The organism is Roseivivax marinus, assembly GCF_900109705.1.
Taxonomy (GTDB): Bacteria; Pseudomonadota; Alphaproteobacteria; order Rhodobacterales; family Rhodobacteraceae; genus Roseivivax; species Roseivivax marinus.
Map to the genome: position 1 here is coordinate 51,889 of NZ_FOAI01000007.1, position 16,534 is coordinate 68,422.

The 16,534-nt window shown below is 69.8% G+C and carries 15 protein-coding genes; 7 read left to right on the forward strand and 8 right to left on the reverse strand.

What is annotated here, in order from left to right:
- Positions 1 to 82: 82 nt before the first annotated feature.
- From BMX29_RS10285 to lysA, 3 genes are all read right to left on the reverse strand, one after another.
- Positions 83 to 1,111 carry a TRAP transporter substrate-binding protein gene (locus BMX29_RS10285; RefSeq protein WP_043845195.1) on the reverse strand — a complete coding sequence of 343 codons (1,029 nt, stop codon included), beginning with the start codon at positions 1,109 to 1,111 and terminating at the stop codon, positions 83 to 85.
- Between the two features lie 293 nt (positions 1,112 to 1,404).
- Complete coding sequence (locus tag BMX29_RS10290) at positions 1,405 to 4,047, reverse strand: TIGR02302 family protein (RefSeq protein ID WP_244889209.1); 2,643 nt, start codon at positions 4,045 to 4,047, stop codon at positions 1,405 to 1,407.
- A gap of 51 nt (positions 4,048 to 4,098) precedes the next feature.
- A complete protein-coding gene (gene lysA / locus BMX29_RS10295) occupies positions 4,099 to 5,364 on the reverse strand; it encodes a diaminopimelate decarboxylase (protein WP_092812456.1) in 1,266 nt (421 codons plus the stop codon).
- Between the two features lie 203 nt (positions 5,365 to 5,567).
- Here lysA and ilvD point away from each other — a divergent pair, with 203 nt between their 5' ends.
- The 5 genes from ilvD to BMX29_RS10320 all read left to right on the forward strand — a co-directional run bounded on the left by ilvD (position 5,568) and on the right by BMX29_RS10320 (position 10,269).
- Positions 5,568 to 7,331, forward strand: coding sequence for a dihydroxy-acid dehydratase (ilvD, locus tag BMX29_RS10300; RefSeq protein ID WP_092812458.1), 1,764 nt, complete (start codon positions 5,568 to 5,570; stop codon positions 7,329 to 7,331).
- Complete coding sequence (locus tag BMX29_RS10305) at positions 7,331 to 8,020, forward strand: hypothetical protein (RefSeq protein WP_092812460.1); 690 nt, start codon at positions 7,331 to 7,333, stop codon at positions 8,018 to 8,020. The genes ilvD and BMX29_RS10305 overlap by 1 nt, the downstream gene beginning before the upstream one ends.
- Before the next feature lie 40 nt (positions 8,021 to 8,060).
- The gene (locus BMX29_RS10310; protein WP_092812462.1) at positions 8,061 to 8,834 is read left to right on the forward strand and encodes a DUF6478 family protein; all 774 of its coding nucleotides are present in this window, start codon (positions 8,061 to 8,063) and stop codon (positions 8,832 to 8,834) included.
- Between the two features lie 28 nt (positions 8,835 to 8,862).
- On the forward strand, positions 8,863 to 9,240 hold the full coding sequence (locus BMX29_RS10315) for a hypothetical protein (protein WP_092812464.1): 378 nt from the start codon (positions 8,863 to 8,865) through the stop codon (positions 9,238 to 9,240).
- 114 nt (positions 9,241 to 9,354) lie between these two features.
- The gene (locus BMX29_RS10320; protein ID WP_092812466.1) at positions 9,355 to 10,269 is read left to right on the forward strand and encodes a DMT family transporter; all 915 of its coding nucleotides are present in this window, start codon (positions 9,355 to 9,357) and stop codon (positions 10,267 to 10,269) included.
- A 5-nt stretch (positions 10,270 to 10,274) separates the two neighbouring features.
- Here the strand turns inward: BMX29_RS10320 and BMX29_RS10325 are convergent, their stop codons facing one another.
- Positions 10,275 to 11,621, reverse strand: a complete 1,347-nt coding sequence (locus tag BMX29_RS10325; protein WP_092812468.1) for an NAD(P)/FAD-dependent oxidoreductase — start codon at positions 11,619 to 11,621, stop codon at positions 10,275 to 10,277.
- A gap of 85 nt (positions 11,622 to 11,706) precedes the next feature.
- Between BMX29_RS10325 and BMX29_RS10330 the strand changes: the two genes are divergently transcribed.
- Together BMX29_RS10330 and BMX29_RS10335 are read left to right on the forward strand one after the other, a co-directional pair.
- Entirely contained in the window at positions 11,707 to 12,429 is a 723-nt protein-coding gene (locus BMX29_RS10330; protein WP_081749791.1) for a GntR family transcriptional regulator, read from the forward strand.
- Positions 12,430 to 12,504: 75 nt separating this feature from the next.
- Positions 12,505 to 13,905 carry an aspartate aminotransferase family protein gene (locus tag BMX29_RS10335; protein ID WP_092812470.1) on the forward strand — a complete coding sequence of 467 codons (1,401 nt, stop codon included), beginning with the start codon at positions 12,505 to 12,507 and terminating at the stop codon, positions 13,903 to 13,905.
- A 403-nt stretch (positions 13,906 to 14,308) separates the two neighbouring features.
- Here the strand turns inward: BMX29_RS10335 and BMX29_RS10340 are convergent, their stop codons facing one another.
- Genes BMX29_RS10340 through recO form a run of 4 tightly spaced genes read right to left on the reverse strand, consistent with a single transcriptional unit; the run spans position 14,309 to position 16,462 of the window.
- Positions 14,309 to 14,746: a molybdenum cofactor biosynthesis protein MoaE gene (locus BMX29_RS10340; RefSeq protein WP_092812472.1), complete on the reverse strand. Its 438-nt coding sequence runs from the start codon at positions 14,744 to 14,746 to the stop codon at positions 14,309 to 14,311.
- Position 14,747: 1 nt separating this feature from the next.
- Entirely contained in the window at positions 14,748 to 14,993 is a 246-nt protein-coding gene (gene moaD / locus BMX29_RS10345) for a molybdopterin converting factor subunit 1 (protein ID WP_043845182.1), read from the reverse strand.
- Positions 14,993 to 15,658, reverse strand: a complete 666-nt coding sequence (gene pgsA / locus BMX29_RS10350) for a CDP-diacylglycerol--glycerol-3-phosphate 3-phosphatidyltransferase (RefSeq protein WP_043845180.1) — start codon at positions 15,656 to 15,658, stop codon at positions 14,993 to 14,995. The genes moaD and pgsA overlap by 1 nt, the downstream gene beginning before the upstream one ends.
- 39 nt (positions 15,659 to 15,697) lie before the next feature.
- Positions 15,698 to 16,462, reverse strand: coding sequence for a DNA repair protein RecO (gene recO, locus BMX29_RS10355; RefSeq protein ID WP_051487785.1), 765 nt, complete (start codon positions 16,460 to 16,462; stop codon positions 15,698 to 15,700).
- Positions 16,463 to 16,534: the final 72 nt, after the last annotated feature.

Below are 16,534 nucleotides of genomic sequence, written 5' to 3' on the forward strand. Positions count from 1 at the left end.
GTCGTCTTCGTCGTCGGGGTGCGGGTCAGGGGACGGCGGAAAGGTGCGGCGGCGCGCCGGAACGCGCCGCCGCCGGGGCGGATCACTCTGCCGCGTATTCTTCGGTCAGCTCCTGGGCGCGGTCGAACAGCGCCTGGCCGTCCATGCCGCGCTCGTCCATCTCGGCGATCCAGGCGTCGATGGTGGGTTCGGCCGCGGCCTCCCACTCGGCGACCTGCTCGTCGCCGAGCTCGATGATGTTGTTGCCGGCCTCGACCGCGGCTTCCCGTGCCGGGCCGTCCGAGGCCGCCTGCGTTTTGCCCGCGAACCCCGAGAACTCGAGCCCCGAGTTGTCGTCGATGACCTTCTTCAGATCGTCGGGGAGGCTGTCGTAGGTGTTCTGGTTCATCGCGAAGATGAAGGACGTGGTGTAAAGCATCTCGTCGCCGAACTCGGTGTGGTTCTGCACCAGCTCGGGGATCCGCAACGCACTCGTCACCTCCCACGGGATCACCGCGCCGTCGACCACACCCTTCGACAGCGCCTCGGGAATCGCCGGGACGGGCATACCCACGGGGGTCGCGCCGAGACGTTCGAACATCATGTTCGTGGTCCGCGTGGGCGCGCGCAGCTTGACGCCGTTGAGGTCGTCCACGGTCTCGATCGGGTTCTTGGAGTGGATCACGCCCGGCCCGTGGACCCACGCGGCTAGCAGCTTGAAGTCGGCGAAATCCTCGTCGACCATCTCTTCCTGAGCCAGCGTCCAGAACGCCTTGGACGTCGCTTCGGCGTTCGACACGGTGAACGGCAGCTCGAACACCTCGGCGCGGGGGAACCGGCCGGGGGTATAGCCCGCGACGGTCCAGATCACGTCGGCCACGCCGTCGATCACCTGGTCCACCAGCTGCGGCGGCGTTCCGCCAAGCTGCATCGACGGGTAGTGCTGGACGGCGATGCGGCCGTCGGACGCTTCCTCGATCCGCTGCTTCCAGACCTCTAGAACGTGCTGGGGCACGTTGGCCTGAAGCGGCAGGAACTGGTGCATCCGCAGCGTCACTTCCTGAGCGGTGGCAGTGGTGCCGAGGCAAACCAGTGCGGCCGCAACGGCCGCGAATCCTCTGCGCGTGAACATGTTCTTTCCTCCCTGTTCGCCCCGTCCGGGGGCGTCTCGTGACCGCGGCTGCCGCGGTGTCGTCCGGACGGCACGGGTCACGTGTCTCGTCCGCTCCTCTTCCGAGCGAAAGAGTGCAAATTCGCGGCTTCGATGCAAGGTAATTCGCTGACCGAGCGGTCAACAAATGCGGTCGATCTGCACCTTTCGGACTTCACAGTGCCGCCGGGCGAGGCGTGCCGACAGGGACGCCCGCGCCATTCAAGGGGACATTTCGAACACGCCTCCTCGGGGTCGCAGCCGCCGGCCCGGCGTCAGAACCGTTCCAGCAACCGTTCGAGATATTCGAGCTCTTCGTCCGGGCGCTCGCCCTCGCCAGAGCGGCGGCGGATCTCGTCCAGCAGCTCGCGTGCCCGGCGGTAGACATCCTCGCCCTGGAGCATGGTCTCGTCGGTGCCGATCTGCCCGTTGGAGCCGGTGTCGCGACCGAGCGGGTCCTGCTGCTGGCCGGGATCCTGCCCCTGTGCCATACCCTGCTGACCCTGCTGCTGACCGGGTTGCTGGCCCTGCTGCTCGGCCATCTGCTCGCCGAGGTTCCGCATGCCTTCACGCAGGGCCTCCATCGCCTCGGACTGGCGGTCGATGGCCTCGGCGAGGTCGTTCTCGCGCAGCGCCTCCTCGGCCCCGTCCATCGCACCCTCGGCCCGGTCGAGCGCTTCCTCGGCGCGCTGCCCGGCCTCGGAGTCGCCGCCCGGCATGTTCTGACGCTGGCGGTTCAGCTCATCGCGCAGCTGGCCCTGACGTCCGGCCAGGTCCTCTTCGAGCGAGCGTTCGCCGCCCTGGCCCTGCTGACCCTGCTGCTGGCCTTGCCCTTGGCCCTGGCCTTGCTGCTGGCCCTCGGCACGGCCCTCGCCCTGCTGGCCGGGCTGCTGACCCTGTTGCCCTTGCTGACCCTGTTGCTGGCCCTGCTGGCCTTGTTCACCCTGCCGCTGCTGGCCTGGATTGAACTGTTCCTGCAGGTCGCGGAACGCCTGGTCGGACAGCTCCTGCTGGTCGCGCAGGGTCTCGGCGAGGCCTTCCATCGCCTGCTCGCCCTGCGACTGCTGGCCCTGACCCTGCCCCTGGGTCACACGCATGTTCTCCATCATCTGCTGCAGCTCTTCCAGCGCCTGCTGCGCCTCGGCCATGCGGCCCTGCTCCATCAGCTCCTGGATCTTGTCCATCATCTCCTGCAGGTCGTTCTGCGACATCTGCATCATGTTCTCGCCGGGGTTCTGCGGCATGTCCGGGTTTTCCTCGGACTCGCGCTGCGCCTGCTGGGCGAGCTGGCGCATGTAGTCGTCGGTCGCCTGCCGCAGCTCCTGCATGAGCTCGGCAATCTCCTGTTCGGACGCGCCGTTGCGCATGGCCTCATTCAGCCGCTCCTGCGCGCGGGCCAGCCGCTCGCGGGCATCCTCGAGGTCGCCATCCTCCAGAAGGACGGCGAAATCCCACAGGGCCTGCGCGATCTCGTCGCGCTCCTCGAGGCTCAGGCCGTCCTCGACGTAGCCCTCCAGCGACGTGCGGATCGTCTTCATCCGGAGGAAGTGCTTGGCCTGCCGGAACGCGTCGTCCGGCCGGTGGCTGATCGCGCGCAGCAGCATGACGGAACGGTCCGCGTTCTCGCGGTTCCACAGCAGGTCGCGCCGCATCTCGATGATGGCCGCGGCCATCGGGTCGAAGAACCGGCGCCCGGGCAGGGTCAGCACCTCCGGCTCGGACGTGCCGGTCTGGCCGGCGTCGTCGGTCACGGTGAAGGCCACCTCAACCGGCAGGTTCGCCCAGGGGTGCTGTGAGAAGTTGTCGACCATCGCCTCCTCGAACTCCGAGCGGTCCCCGGCGATGGGCATGGGCAGCGCGACCTCGATCGCGGGGCGCTCCTCGGGGGCGGTGGCCAGGCCGTAGCGGCGGTCCACCTCGTCGAGCGCGAGCGTCATCGTCGCGGTGCCCGAGGCCACGCCGTAATCGTCCTGCGCGGTGAAGGGCAGCGACGCCTCGCCGTCCCAGGTCGTGTCGAAGGCCCCGGCGCGCGCCACGTCCGGCGCGCTGTCCGCGGTCATCATCACGTCCCAGGCGCGGCCGTTCGGCCCGTCGATGGCCAGACGACCCGAGCGCGCGACGGAAAAGGTCTGCGCGGTTTCCTGCGCCTCGGCCTCGGATTGCTCGAACGGGCGGCCCGAGATCGTCTCCTCGACGGACAGCGCGCCGGCCTCGCCGTACATCCGCACCGTCACGCGCGAGCCCTCGGGCGCCTGCACCACGTCGCCGTTGATGTCGTTGAGATAGAGCGCCGGCAGCCGCGTGTAGGCGGGCGGCTCGATCCAGCCCTCCCACGTCGGTCCGGTGGCGAGGTCCGAGCCGCCGCCCGGCCCCATGCCGGTGACGGAGCCCACGCGCATGACCGATCCGAACAGCAGCGCCGTGACCAGCGCCAGCACCGCGACGTAGCGCAGCGCGTAGGGATCGGCCGCGGCGACCCGCAGGTCGGGGCGCACGCCGCGCGCCTCGCGCAGCCTTTCGCGCATCCGTGCCTGGTGCGCCGCCCAGAGCGCCGCCGACGCCCCGTCGCGGTCCCCGAAGGCCTGCCGGTCGAGCGTGGCGCGAATCGGGTGGCCGGGCATCGTCGCGTCGAGCCGGGCCAGCGCGCCTTCCCGCGACGGCCACGAGAATCGCCGAACCCCGTGCCAGACGGCCCAGCCCGCCGCGATCAGCGCCACGATGCCCGCAGCCCACACGATCTCGATGGCAACACTGTCCTGAAGCCCCAGCATCAGCGCCGCGAGCACCACGAACAGGACCGACCACAGGGGCCAGAACGCACGCGTGACGCGCTCGGCCACCATGCCGGCGCGGGTCAGCCCCAGCGGGCGTGCCACGGATGTCAGGATATCGGCGGCGGAGCGGCGGTCATCGGCCATGCGGTCTCCCGTCGGTTGCGGCGCGCGGCCCGTCCGGACGGGGCCCGCGCCTCAGAGCCATGCGGGAATGGTATCTCGCGCGATCATCTCTTCAAAGCTCGGGCGTGCGCGAATGACGGCATGGTGATCGTTTTTCACCAGAACTTCCGGTACGAGCGGTCGCGTATTGTACTCGCTCGACATCACCGCGCCGTAGGCGCCCGCGGACCGGAAGGCCACGAGGTCGCCTGCCGCCAGCTCGGGCAGGTCGCGCGCCCTGGCGAAGGTGTCGCCGCTCTCGCAGACCGGTCCGACCACGTCGTAGGTCACCCGCTCGGCGCCCGCCGCCGGCTCCTTCACCGGCACGATGTCGTGCCAGGCGTCGTACATCGCTGGCCGGATCAGGTCGTTCATCGCCGCGTCGAGGATCAGGAACCGGCGTCCCTCGCCCTCCTTCACGTAGATCACGCGCGCCAGCAGGATGCCGGCATTCCCGGCGATCAGGCGCCCCGGCTCGATCTCGATCTCGCATCCCAGGTGGCCCACGGTGCGCCGGATCAGCGCGCCGTAGTCGAAGGGCAGGGGCGGCGCCTCGTTGGTGTTCTGGTAGGGGATGCCCAGCCCGCCGCCGAGATCCAGCCGCCGGATGTCGTGCCCGTCCGCGCGCAAAGCCTCGGTCAGTTCGGCCACCCGGCTGAACGCGGCCTCGAACGGCTCCAGCTCGGTCAGCTGCGAGCCGATGTGCACGTCGACGCCCACCACCTCGATGCCGGGAAGCGCGGCGGCCTCGGCATAGACCGCGCGGGCCTTCGAGATCGGGATGCCGAACTTGTTCTCCGACTTGCCGGTCGAGATCTTGGCGTGGGTCCGGGCATCCACGTCGGGGTTCACCCTGAGCGCGATGGGGGCGGTGACGCCCAGCTCCGCCGCGACCCGGCTCAGAACAGCCAGCTCCGGCTCGCTCTCCACATTGAACTGCTTCACGCCGCCGGTCAGCGCCGCGCGGATCTCCTCCTCGGTCTTGCCGACGCCAGAGAACACGATCCGCTCGCCCGGAACGCCGGCGGCCTTCGCTCGGGCGTATTCCCCGCCCGAGACCACGTCCATGCCCGCGCCGAGCCGCGCCAGGGTGGTCAGGATCGCCTGGTTCGACGCCGCCTTCATGGCGTAGCAGATCGCGTGCGGCAGGTCGCCGAGCGCTTCGTCGAACAGCTTGTAATGCCGCTCGAGCGTCGCGGTCGAGTAGACGTAGGCGGGCGTCCCCACCGTCGCCGCGATGTCCGAAAGGGCCACGTCCTCGGCGCAGAGCACGCCGTCGCGATACCGAAAATGATCCATGCCGCGCTTCCCGTGCTGCGTATCGCGCGACTCCCTAACGGAAGCCTCGCCGCCGCTCCACCCTTCTTCTCGTCGCAAATACTCCGGGGGTCCGGGGGCAGCGCCCCCGGTCCGGCGCACGAACCCGCGATGCGGCCGCGCTTGTGCCGCGACGGGGCGTTTTGTATGCGATGGACAAGACCCTGCCCGGAGGAAGAGGCCCCATGCTCAAGCGCCCGTTCGACAAGACGAAGCTGCCCAGCCGCCACGTGACCGAGGGCCCGGCCCGCGCGCCGCACCGCTCCTACTACTACGCGATGGGAATGACCGAGGAGGAGATCCACCAGCCCCTCGTCGGCGTCGCCACCTGCTGGAACGAGGCCGCGCCGTGCAACATCGCGCTGAACCGCCAGGCGCAGTCGGTGAAGATGGGCGTGAAGCAGGGCTTCGGCACCCCGCGCGAATTCACCACGATCACCGTGACCGACGGCATCGCCATGGGCCACGAGGGGATGCGCTCCTCGCTCGCCAGCCGCGAGGCGATTGCCGACACGGTCGAGCTGACCATGCGCGGCCATTGCTATGACGCGATCGTCGGGCTCGCGGGCTGCGACAAGTCGCTGCCGGGGATGATGATGGCGATGGTCCGCCTCAACGTACCGTCGGTGTTCATTTACGGCGGCTCGATCCTGCCGGGCAAGGCGCCCCAGGTCGACGAGATCCCCGAGGATTTCCGCACCCGCGACCTGACCGTGCAGGACATGTTCGAGGCCGTGGGCCGGCACCAGAACGAACAGCTCTCGGACGCCGCGCTCGACATGCTCGAGCGGGTGGCCTGCCCCTCGGCAGGCGCCTGCGGCGGCCAGTTCACCGCCAACACCATGGCCTGCGTCTCCGAGGCGATCGGCCTCGCGCTGATGAATTCCTCGGGCATGCCCGCCCCCTACGAGAGCCGCGACTCCTTCGCCGAGGCATCGGGCCGCGCGGTCATGGACCTGATCGAGAAGAACATCCGCGCCCGTGACGTGGTCACCCGCAAGAGCCTCGAGAATGCCGCGCGGGTCGTCGCCTGCACCGGCGGCTCGACCAACGCGGGCCTGCACCTGCCGGCCATCGCCCACGAGGCGGGGATCGAGTTCTACCTCGACGACGTGTGCGAGATCTTCCGCGACACGCCCTATTTCGTCGATCTGAAGCCCGGCGGCACGCACGTCGCCAAGGACCTCTACGATGCCGGCGGCATCCCGGTGGTGATGAAGGAACTGCGCAAGGCCGGCCTGATCCACGAGGACTGCGTGACGGCCACCGGCAATTCCATCGGCGAGGAGCTCGACAAGATCGCGCGCAACGCCGACGGCAAGGTGATCTACCCGATCGAGACGCCGATCACCAAGACCGGCGGCGTTGTCGGCCTCAAGGGCAACCTCGCCCCCGAGGGCGCCATCGTGAAGGTCGCGGGCATCGCACCCGAGCACCAGGTGTTCACCGGCCCGGCGCGCGTCTTCGAGTGCGAGGAAGAGGCGTTCGAGGCGGTCAAGGCGCGGTCTTACGAGGAAGGCGAGGTCATCGTCATCCGCAACGAGGGACCCGCGGGCGGCCCCGGGATGCGCGAGATGCTGGCTACAACCGCGGCCCTGTCCGGTCAGGGCATGGGCAAGAAGGTCGCGCTGATCACGGACGGGCGCTTCTCGGGTGCCACGCGCGGCTTCTGTGTGGGTCACGTGGGTCCCGAGGCGGCTCAGGGCGGCCCCATCGCGCTGCTCAAGACCGGCGACATGATCACCATCGACGCCGTGAAGGGTGAGATCAGCGTCGATATCTCGGACGAGGAGATGGACGCCCGCCGCCAGGCATGGTCCGGCCCGCGTGAGACGAACTACGCCGCGGGCGCGCTCTGGAAATATGCCCAGCTCGTCGGTGCGACCTACAAGGGCGCGGTCACGCATCCGGGTGCCACGGCCGAAACCCACGTCTACATGGACCTCTGATGGGGATCGCGCGCGCTCTTCTCGGGCTGGGTCTGATCGCCGCTCTCGCGGGCTGCGAGATGGACGCGAACGGGCAGGCGCGCGGCTTCCTGTCGGGGTTCGAGAGCCCCGGCACTTCGGGCGGGCGCGATGCACTGTCCAAGCCCGGCGACGGCCCGCCGCCGGTGCCGCGGGCCGCGGTCGCGGGCGGCGCCGTCGTGGTGGCGGGACCTCGCGGCTACTGCGTCGATCCGGTCACCGTCGAAAGCGATGACGACACCGGCTTTGCCGTTCTCGCGAGTTGCCGGATCCTCGGTGGGCCGGGGGCCGGACCGAATGTCGCGCCGGCCCTGGTCACCGTGACCGTGGGTGCGCCCGAGCCCGCCCCCGTTCTGCCCACCGCCGAGACGTTCGCGCGGCTGTCGGGTGGTGCGGCGCGGCCGGGCCGTTCGGGGGGCGACCTCGTGGTGGCGCAGATGCAAACGGGCGGCGAGAGGGTGCTTCCGAACGGCGATCCGCGCTACTGGCGCGGGGCGTTCCTCGTGGCGAACCGTCTGGTGTCGCTGGCGCTTTACGCGCCCGAGGGCAGTTCGCTTGCGGGGGACGACGGCGGGCAGTTCCTCGGGTCGGTGCGCCGCGCCATCCGGGCCGGCAGTCCCGCCGGTGGCGCGCTGACCGGGCGACCGGCCAGAGGCCCGTCGGGCGGCTGATCCGCGCGACGCTACAGGGGCAAGGGCAGGGGGCACCGACATGGCAGGGCGCAAGGCGGGACCGATCGACCGCATGGTGCAGCGCGGGGCGCTGCGTTCCTGGACCCGCCGGGCCGAGGCCGCCTCGGACGCGCCCCTCGACGAGCTCAAGCGCCAGCGCAGCGATGCGCGGCGGCTGAAATGGCAGCTCGAGACCCTGCTGCACACCGCCGAGAACCGCCTCGCGCTGCCCGCCATCGGCAACCAGTCCTTTCCCCGCCCCCACGATGCCGACTGGGCCTGGCGTCCCGAGGCATGGACCGGCCCTCTGCCGGTGCGCGGCATCGCCTCGGTGCAATCGGCCTCTGGTCTCGGCCGCGAGGCGACGCTGTTCCACGACTGTCCGGCTTCCGAGCTGACCCTGCGCCAGATCCGCAACACGCGCGAGGCCGACCTTGCGCCGTTCGGCCTGCGTTTGGACGTGTTCCGCTTCCAGGGTTCCTACCTGTCGCTGGCGGTCGAACTGCCCGAGGCCGCCGCCCGCGGTCTGACCCGGCGCCACCTGCTTCGGCTCGACACCATCGTCGAGATGGAGAAGCCGCTCGAGATCTTCGTGCGGCTGAACGTCAAGCACGGCCCCAACGTGGAGCAGATCGTCCGGGAATTGCCTCTGGGCGACGAGGACGTGCGGGTGGAGTTCGACCTCGCCTACACCAAGCTGAACGAAAAGCGGGTCGAGAAGCTGTGGCTCGACATCATTTTCGAGGGCCCGCAGATGAACCAGGTGGTGCTGCGCGACCTGACCTTCAGCCGTCGCCCCCGCGCAGAACTCTGATCGCCTGCCGCGCCGAGGATTCCCGCCCATGACCGATTACACGCTGACCAAGACCCGCTTCGTCGAAGGCGTCTGGGAGGGCGTCGTGACCACCGAGTCCGCCGATGCGCCACCGCCGCAGGTCGCCGTTTCGCATCTCGACCGGCCGTTGCGCGGCGTGGTGGTGGCCGAGGGCGGTGGCACGAACGGCTGGGTTCTGCGCGTGCCGGTGCCGCCCGAGACGATCGGCGACGGCACCCATACGTTCCTGATCCACGACGAGCGCAACGGCGCCGCGCTCGGCAGCTTCACCATCGTGGCGGGTGAAGCGGTCGGCGACGACATCCGCGCCGAGATGGAGCTTCTGCGGGCCGAGCTCGACCTGCTCAAGCGGGCGTTCCGGCGGCACTGCCTCGAGACGAGCTGACGACGGTTCACGGCCACGGGCGGCGAGAGCTGCCCGATTCTTGCAACCCGGCCCGCACCTTGACCTCGGGTGGCGGGCGACGCAGACCGGGAGCGACCTGAACGGACCGCTTCCATGAACGCCCTGCGCGGCATCTCCCTCAAGCTCGGCTCGGTCGTCCTGTTCGTCGTGATGTCCGCGATGATCAAGGCGACGGCGCCCGACGTCCCCGCCGGCGAGGCGGTGTTCTTCCGGTCGTTCTTTGCCATGCCGGTGATCCTGCTGTGGCTGGCGCAGCGCCACGAATTGTCCACCGGCCTGCGGACGAACGACCCGGTGGGGCATCTCTGGCGCGGGCTGATCGGCGTCTCGGCAATGGGCTGCACCTTTGCCGGTCTGGGTCTCCTGCCGCTGCCCGAGGTGACGGCGATCGGCTTTGCCGCGCCGATCCTCACGGTGTTGTTCGGCGCGCTGCTCCTGGGCGAGAAGGTGCGCGCTTTCCGGATGAGCGCGGTCGCCGCGGGCCTCATCGGGGTCAGCATCATCGTCTGGCCGCGCCTGACCCTCGACGACGCCACGCGCGGGGCCGCGATGGGGGTCGGGCTCGTTCTGCTCGCCAGCGTTTTCCGCGCGCTTGTGCAGATCCAGCTGCGCCGCCTCGTGGCCAAGGAAGAGACCTCGGCCATCGTGTTCTACTTCTCGCTGACCTCGACGCTTCTGGCGCTGTGCACCCTGCCGTTCGGCTGGGTGATCCCCGACGCGCAGGACGCGGCCCTGCTGGTCGCCGCGGGCGTGATCGGGGGCATCGCGCAGATCCTCATCACCTCGGCCTACCGCTTCGGAGAGGCCGGATTGCTGGCGCCGTTCGACTACGCCTCGATGATCTTCGCGCTGATCCTCGGCTACGTGGTCTTCGGCGACGTGCCGACGGTCTGGATGCTGTGCGGCGCGGCCATCGTCATCGCGTCCGGCGTGGCGATCATCCTGCGCGAGCGTCACCTTGGCCTGAAGCGTGGACGCACCCGCGCCGGTATGACGCCGCAGGGCTGAGCCCCCTACAGGTCGAAGAGTTCCGCCGCCGTGTAGGCCGGTCGCAGCAGCAGGCGGCGCCAGCGGCCCAGCGGAAAGCGGGGTGGCTCGTCGCGCATCGCCGCGGGGTAGACCGTATCGGGCGTCTCGTCCCGCGCCAGCGCCGCGAGGATGCGGCCCGCGTGGCTGCCCATCGCGACGCCGTTGCCGTGGTAGCCGAACCCCGCGAACACGCCCGCCATGTCGGGTACCGGTCCGACGAAGGGCGTCAGCTTGGCGCTCAGGCAGACGAGCCCGGTCCAGTCGTGCTCGATCCCCACGTCCTTCCAATGCGGAAACATCGCCGCGAAGTGTGCGCGGATGCGCTTGCGGTTGGTCGCGGCCTCGCCCGGGCGCGCCGACAGCCCGCCGCGCATCCCGAAAAGGAAGCGGTCGTCGGGCAGGAGCCGGAAGTAATGCAGCAGCTTGCGCGTGTCATAGGCCATCTGGCGCGATGTCCAGCCCTGCGCCGCGCGCTCGTCTTCGGTGAGCGGGCGGGTGACGATCACGTTCGAGAAGGCGGGCAGCGTCCGGCCCCGGATCCACGGCGGGATGTCCTCGGCTCCGTAGCCGTTGGTGGCCACGATCACGCGGTCGGCGGTGACGGTGCCGCGCGGCGTCGCCAGCCTCCAGCGCGGGCCGTCGGGCGTGATCGCGGTTACCGGGCTTTCCGCGTGGCAGCGCGCGCCTGCGGCGGTGGCGGCCGCGGCCAGCCCGCAATGATAGCGCACCGGGTCCAGTGCGAAGCCGATGGGGATCGTGACCGCGCCGTGGAACGGTCCGCCCAGCCCCGCCTGCCGTAGCGCGTCGCGTTCGATCACCCGCGCTGTGACGCCATAGGTCTCGGGCGCGGCGGCAGCCTCGGCGCGGAGGCGCTGCATCGCGCGGGCGGTGTGGGCGACCTGCGTTTCACCCTCGCTGTGGGTATCCGCGTCGATGCCGTGCCGGGCGATGAGGCCGGTGGCGGTCTGCACGGCGGCGACCTCGGCGCGGTGCCATTCGGCCAGCCCATCCGCGCCATAGCGCCGCCGCATCAGCGCCGCGCCGGCCTTGGCGCCGCCGAGACAGCAGAACCCGCCGTTGCGACCGGACGCGCCGAACGCCGGGTCGGCGGCTTCGAGCAGGACCGTGTCTACACCCGCCTCGGCGAGGTGCAGCGCGGCGGAGGTGCCGGTGAAGCCGCCACCGATCACGGCGACCTCGGCCCGGGTATCGCCGTCCAGCGCGGGCCACACGGGCGGTGCCGTGCGCGCCCAGAAGCGCCCCGGCTCGTCGACGAAGGCGGCGGGTTCGTGCAGGCGGGGACCGGTGAGGCGCGGCGAAAGGCGTGTCATGGGCGGACGTTAGGCCGCGCCGGCGGGAAGGGCCAGAGCCCTCGGTCGCGGTTGTGCCGCCGCGCAGCATCGGCATACTCGGCACATGGCAGATCACGGTGCAGCCCGCTCGGTCCACGCGGACCTCGTTTCCTCCGACACCGGCGCGTTCACGCGCCTGCCGGTGCACGAACAGGTCTATCGCCGCCTGCGCGAGATGGTGCTGTTCGGAGAACTGGAGCCCGGCCAGCCGGTCACGATCCAGGGCCTGACCGACACGCTCGGCACCGGCATGACGCCCGTTCGCGAGGGACTGCGGCGCCTGACCGCCGAGGGCGCGCTCGAGTTTCGCGGCAACCGCCGGATCACCGTGCCGGTGCTCGACGCAGGTGCGGTGGACGAGTTGAACGTCGCCCGCCTTGCGATCGAGCCCGAGCTTGCGCGGCGGGCGGTGGGGCGCCTCGACGCCGAGGCGCAACGCGCGCTGCGCGACACAGATGCCCGCCTCGACGCCGCGATGGAGAGGCGAGACGTGCCGGCCTACCTGCGCGAAAACCACCGCTTTCACGCGATGCTCTACGCCGGGGCGAAGGCCCCGATCCTGTCGGCGCTGGCGGACGGTCTGTGGCTGCGCTTCGGGCCGTCGCTGCGGGTGGTCTGCGAGGGCGCCGAGGCGCTGGGCCTGCCCGACCGCCACAAGGAGATGCTGGAGGCCATCGCGGAGCAGGACGCCGACGCGGCGGCGCGGGCGATGGCCGAGGACGTGTCGCAGGGCATGGCCCGCATCGCGGCCCATCTGCGGGGCCCGCGCGAGATTGACATCGGCTAATTTGATCATATTTTGGCGCGCAACCGGGCGGCGGTCGTGCCGCCCCTTTCCCATGCCAGTCCGAAAGAGGTGCTCATGACCGCTCTGACCAACCTGCCGCCCACCGCCGAGCTTCAGCGCCTCGACGCCGCGCACCACCTGCATCCGTTCACCCACGGCGCGGGCCTGCGGGACAAGGGCGTCCGGGTCATCACATCGGCCGACGGCGTGTGGCTGACCGACAGCGAGGGCAACCGCATCCTCGACGCGATGGCGGGCCTGTGGTGCGTGAACATCGGCTACGGCCGGCAGGAACTGGTCGAGGCCGCCGCGGCGCAGATGGCGGAGCTGCCGTTCTACAACACCTTCTTCCAGACCAGCCACGTGCCGGCGATCAAGCTGGCCGAGCGGCTCGCGCAACTGGCGCCCGACCACCTGAACCACGTGTTCTTCGCATCCTCGGGGTCCGAAGCGAACGACACCAACATCCGTCTCGTGCGCACCTACTGGGAGATGAAGGGCCAGCCGCAGAAGAAGGCGATCATCTCGCGCTGGAACGCCTATCACGGCTCGTCCGTGGGGTCGGGTTCGCTCGGCGGCATGAAGGGGATGCACGCGCAGGGCGGCATGCCGATCCCCGACATCCACCACATCGACCAGCCCGACTGGTGGTCCGAGGGCGGCGACATGACCCCCGAGGACTTCGGCCGCGCCCGCGCGAAGCTGCTCGAGGACAAGATCCTCGAGATCGGCGCCGACAACGTGGCGGCCTTCATCGCGGAGCCGGTGCAGGGTGCCGGTGGCGTGATCGTCCCGCCCGAGACCTACTGGCCCGAGGTGCAGAAGATCGTCGACAAGTACGGCATCCTGCTGATCGCCGACGAGGTCATTTGCGGCTTCGGGCGCACCGGCAACTGGTTCGGCTCCGAGACCGTGGGCATCCGCCCGGACATCATGACGGTCGCCAAGGGCATGTCCTCGGGCTACCAGCCGATCGGTGGCTCGATCGTGTCCGACGAGATCGCTGACGTGATCGGCGGCGGCGAATTCAACCACGGCTACACCTATTCGGGCCACCCGGTGGCCTGCGCCGTGGCGCTCGAGAACCTGCGCCTGCTCGACGAGGAGGGGATCGTGGACCGCGTGCGCGACCACACCGCGCCCTACCTGAAGCAGAAGTTCGAGAGCCTGACGGATCACCCGATGGTGGGCGAGGCCAAGATCGTCGGCATGATGGGATCGATCGCGCTGACACCGCACAAGGAAAGCCGTGCGGCGTTCAAGGCGGATGCCGGGACCGTCGGCCTGATCTGTCGCGAGCGGTGCTTCGCCAACAACCTTGTGATGCGGCACGTGGGTGACCGCATGATCGTGTCGCCCTCGCTGACGATTTCCGATGACGAGATCGACACGTTGATCGAGCGTGCGCGCACCTCGCTCGACGAGGCGATGGCGGAGGTCGAGAAGCAGGGCCTCATGGAGCTGGCAGAGGCCTGATCCGGCGGAGCGGCGCTGATGCGCCGCGCCGGTCATCTCGCCCCGGCAGGCCGGGGCTCGGGCGGGCGCCTTCCGGGTACGGAGGCGCTCGCACTGCGTTCGGGGTGCGTCTTCGAGCGAAGCACAGCGCCGTGTGGTGGCGCTGGACCTGTCGATGCGACAGCTGAACACGCGGTTAAGGCGAGCAGAAGCCGTTGCCGTTGCGCCTCGGCTTGACCGGTGAGCAAAGGCGTTGCCCGGGGCCGGATGCTTTCAGCGAATCCCGCGTCGCGCTCTTGAGTTGCGTGTACCGGGGAAGGCGTCGGCTAGAGGTGGCGTTTCGCCTCTTCGCAGGCTATCTTCGTCGGGCTCGAAACAGGTGGCGGGCAATGGGCCCGTCTTCCATTCCGATCACCTTCGCGCCTCACCAGCGCGACAGCGCGTCCTCGTCGGTCGCCTTCGCCTCGACCCACGACTCACCCTGCGGCCCGTGCTCCTTTTTCCAGAACGGGGCGCGGGACTTGAGGTAGTCCATCAGGTATTCCGCCGCCTCGAACGCGTCGCGCCGGTGCGGGGCGGCGGTGGCGATCATCATGATGCGCTCACCCGGCCGCATCGGGCCGACGCGGTGAATCACCAGAACGTCCTGCAGGGACCAGCGCCGCGCGGCCTCCTCGGCGATGGCGGTGAGCGCGCTCTCGGTCATGCCGGGGTAGTGCTCGATCTCCATCCGGTCGAGGTCGGCATCCGTGCGCACGAGGCCAGCGAAGGTCACCACGGCCCCGACGTCGGTCCGGCCCGTCGCGAAGCCGTCGCACTCCGCGCCGTAGTCGAAGGGCGCCTCCTGCACGACAATCCGCATCTCAGCCCCCGGTCATCGGCGGGAAGAAGGCGACCTCGCGCGCGCCGGCGAGCGGCGCGTCGAAGTCGGTCAGTTCCTGGTCCACGGCCACGCGCAGCGCCGAAAGGTCGGCGAAGGCGGCATCATAGCGGTCCTCGCGCGCGCGCAGTTCCGACACGAGGTCGGCCACGGTGGCGGCATCGGTCTCGACCCGTTCCTTCGGCAGGCCGATGCGCTCGCGGACCCAAGCGAAATAGAGAACGTCCATCACGCGGTCTCCTTGAGGTGGGGCGTCGCCTTGCGGAAGTAGTCCCAGCCGGTGATCAGCGTCAGCGCCGCGGCGATCCACAGAAGAGCGATGCCGATATTGCCGGTCCAGACCATGCCGCGCAGCTTCCAGTGCAGACCCTGCACGTCCTCTTCGCGGCCCTCGAGAATGTCGGCGATCATGCTCGAATCCATGCCCCAGCTGGCGACGCCGAGGTAGTGCTCCCAGACGCCCTGGGCGAAGAGCACGGCGATGGCGATCATCTGCAGGGTCGTCTTCCACTTGGCCAGCGATGTGACCTTGAGCGTGCCTGCGGTGTCGCCGAGATATTCGCGCAGGCCTGACACGAACACCTCGCGGAAGAGGATGAAGGTCGCGGGCAGCACCAGCCACGGCGACATCGACGAATAGCCGACGATGACCATCAGCGCTATCACCACCATCGCCTTGTCGGCGATCGGGTCGAGCATGGCGCCGAGCTTGGTCTCCTGCTTCCAGCTCCGGGCGATGTGCCCGTCGAACCAGTCGGTCACAGCGGCGCCGACAAATAGGATCAGCGCGAGCCAGTCCGCGAACGGCCGCGTGAAATACAGGAACATGATCGCGACGCCCGGCGCGGCGAGCAGGCGCAGGACCGTCAGGAGGGTCGGCAGGTTCAGCGTCATGTCAGCGTCCTAGCGGGATTCCGGGGGTTGCGGAAGGTCTCATCCGCCCAACGCGGGGCCAGCGCCCGCGGGTCCGTCGCCTGCCGCACGGCGCAATCGGTCGAGCAGGAGCGCGCGGGCGGTGGGCAGGGGTTTCTCGCCGAGCGACGGGGCCAGGTGATGGGTGAGGAAGTGACCGGTGGTCTCGAGCGCGGTGACGATGTCCGAAGGAGCGGCGTTGCCCGACCCTGCCAGAACCGGGGGCAGCGGCAGAAGCCGGTCGGCCCAGGCGCCGGCGCCCTCGGCTGTCACGGCGCGGCCGGTGCGGGGCGAGACGTAGGCCAGCCCCTCGGTCCGACCGGTGACAGCGCATTCGCCGAGGTCGAGGGCGAAGCCGGTCTGTTCGAGCAGCAGCACCTCCCACCGCAGATACGCCAGCGGCCAGAGGTCGCGGTTCCCGAGGGTATCGAGCACGATCCCGGTGCCGCGGTAGAGGTCCGCGTGGGCCTGTCGTTCGGGCAGGGCGAAGGACAGTAGCGAGGTGACTGCGTTCAGCCCGGCCAGCGCCACCGGGTCCGCCATCGCCTGCGCGGCACGCGAGCGACGCGGTTCGGCATGGTAGGTGCCGATGTGGTCCTCGAGCCGCGCCCGCCAGTGGAGGTCCAGCTCGGAGCCGGGCTGAAGCGTGGGCGCGATCTTGCGTGACGTGGCGCCGCGCAGCACGCCGGCATGGCGCCCGCGCGTCTCGGTGAAGACGTCGAGTATCGCCGAGCTTTCGCCGTGACGCCGCACGGAGAGCAGGATGCCGGTGTCACGCCAGTCCATGAGATGAAGCTTCGTCGGAGAACGGCGGGAGGCAAGACCGCCGGGCGGAAATTCTTTATATAAAGAATTTCG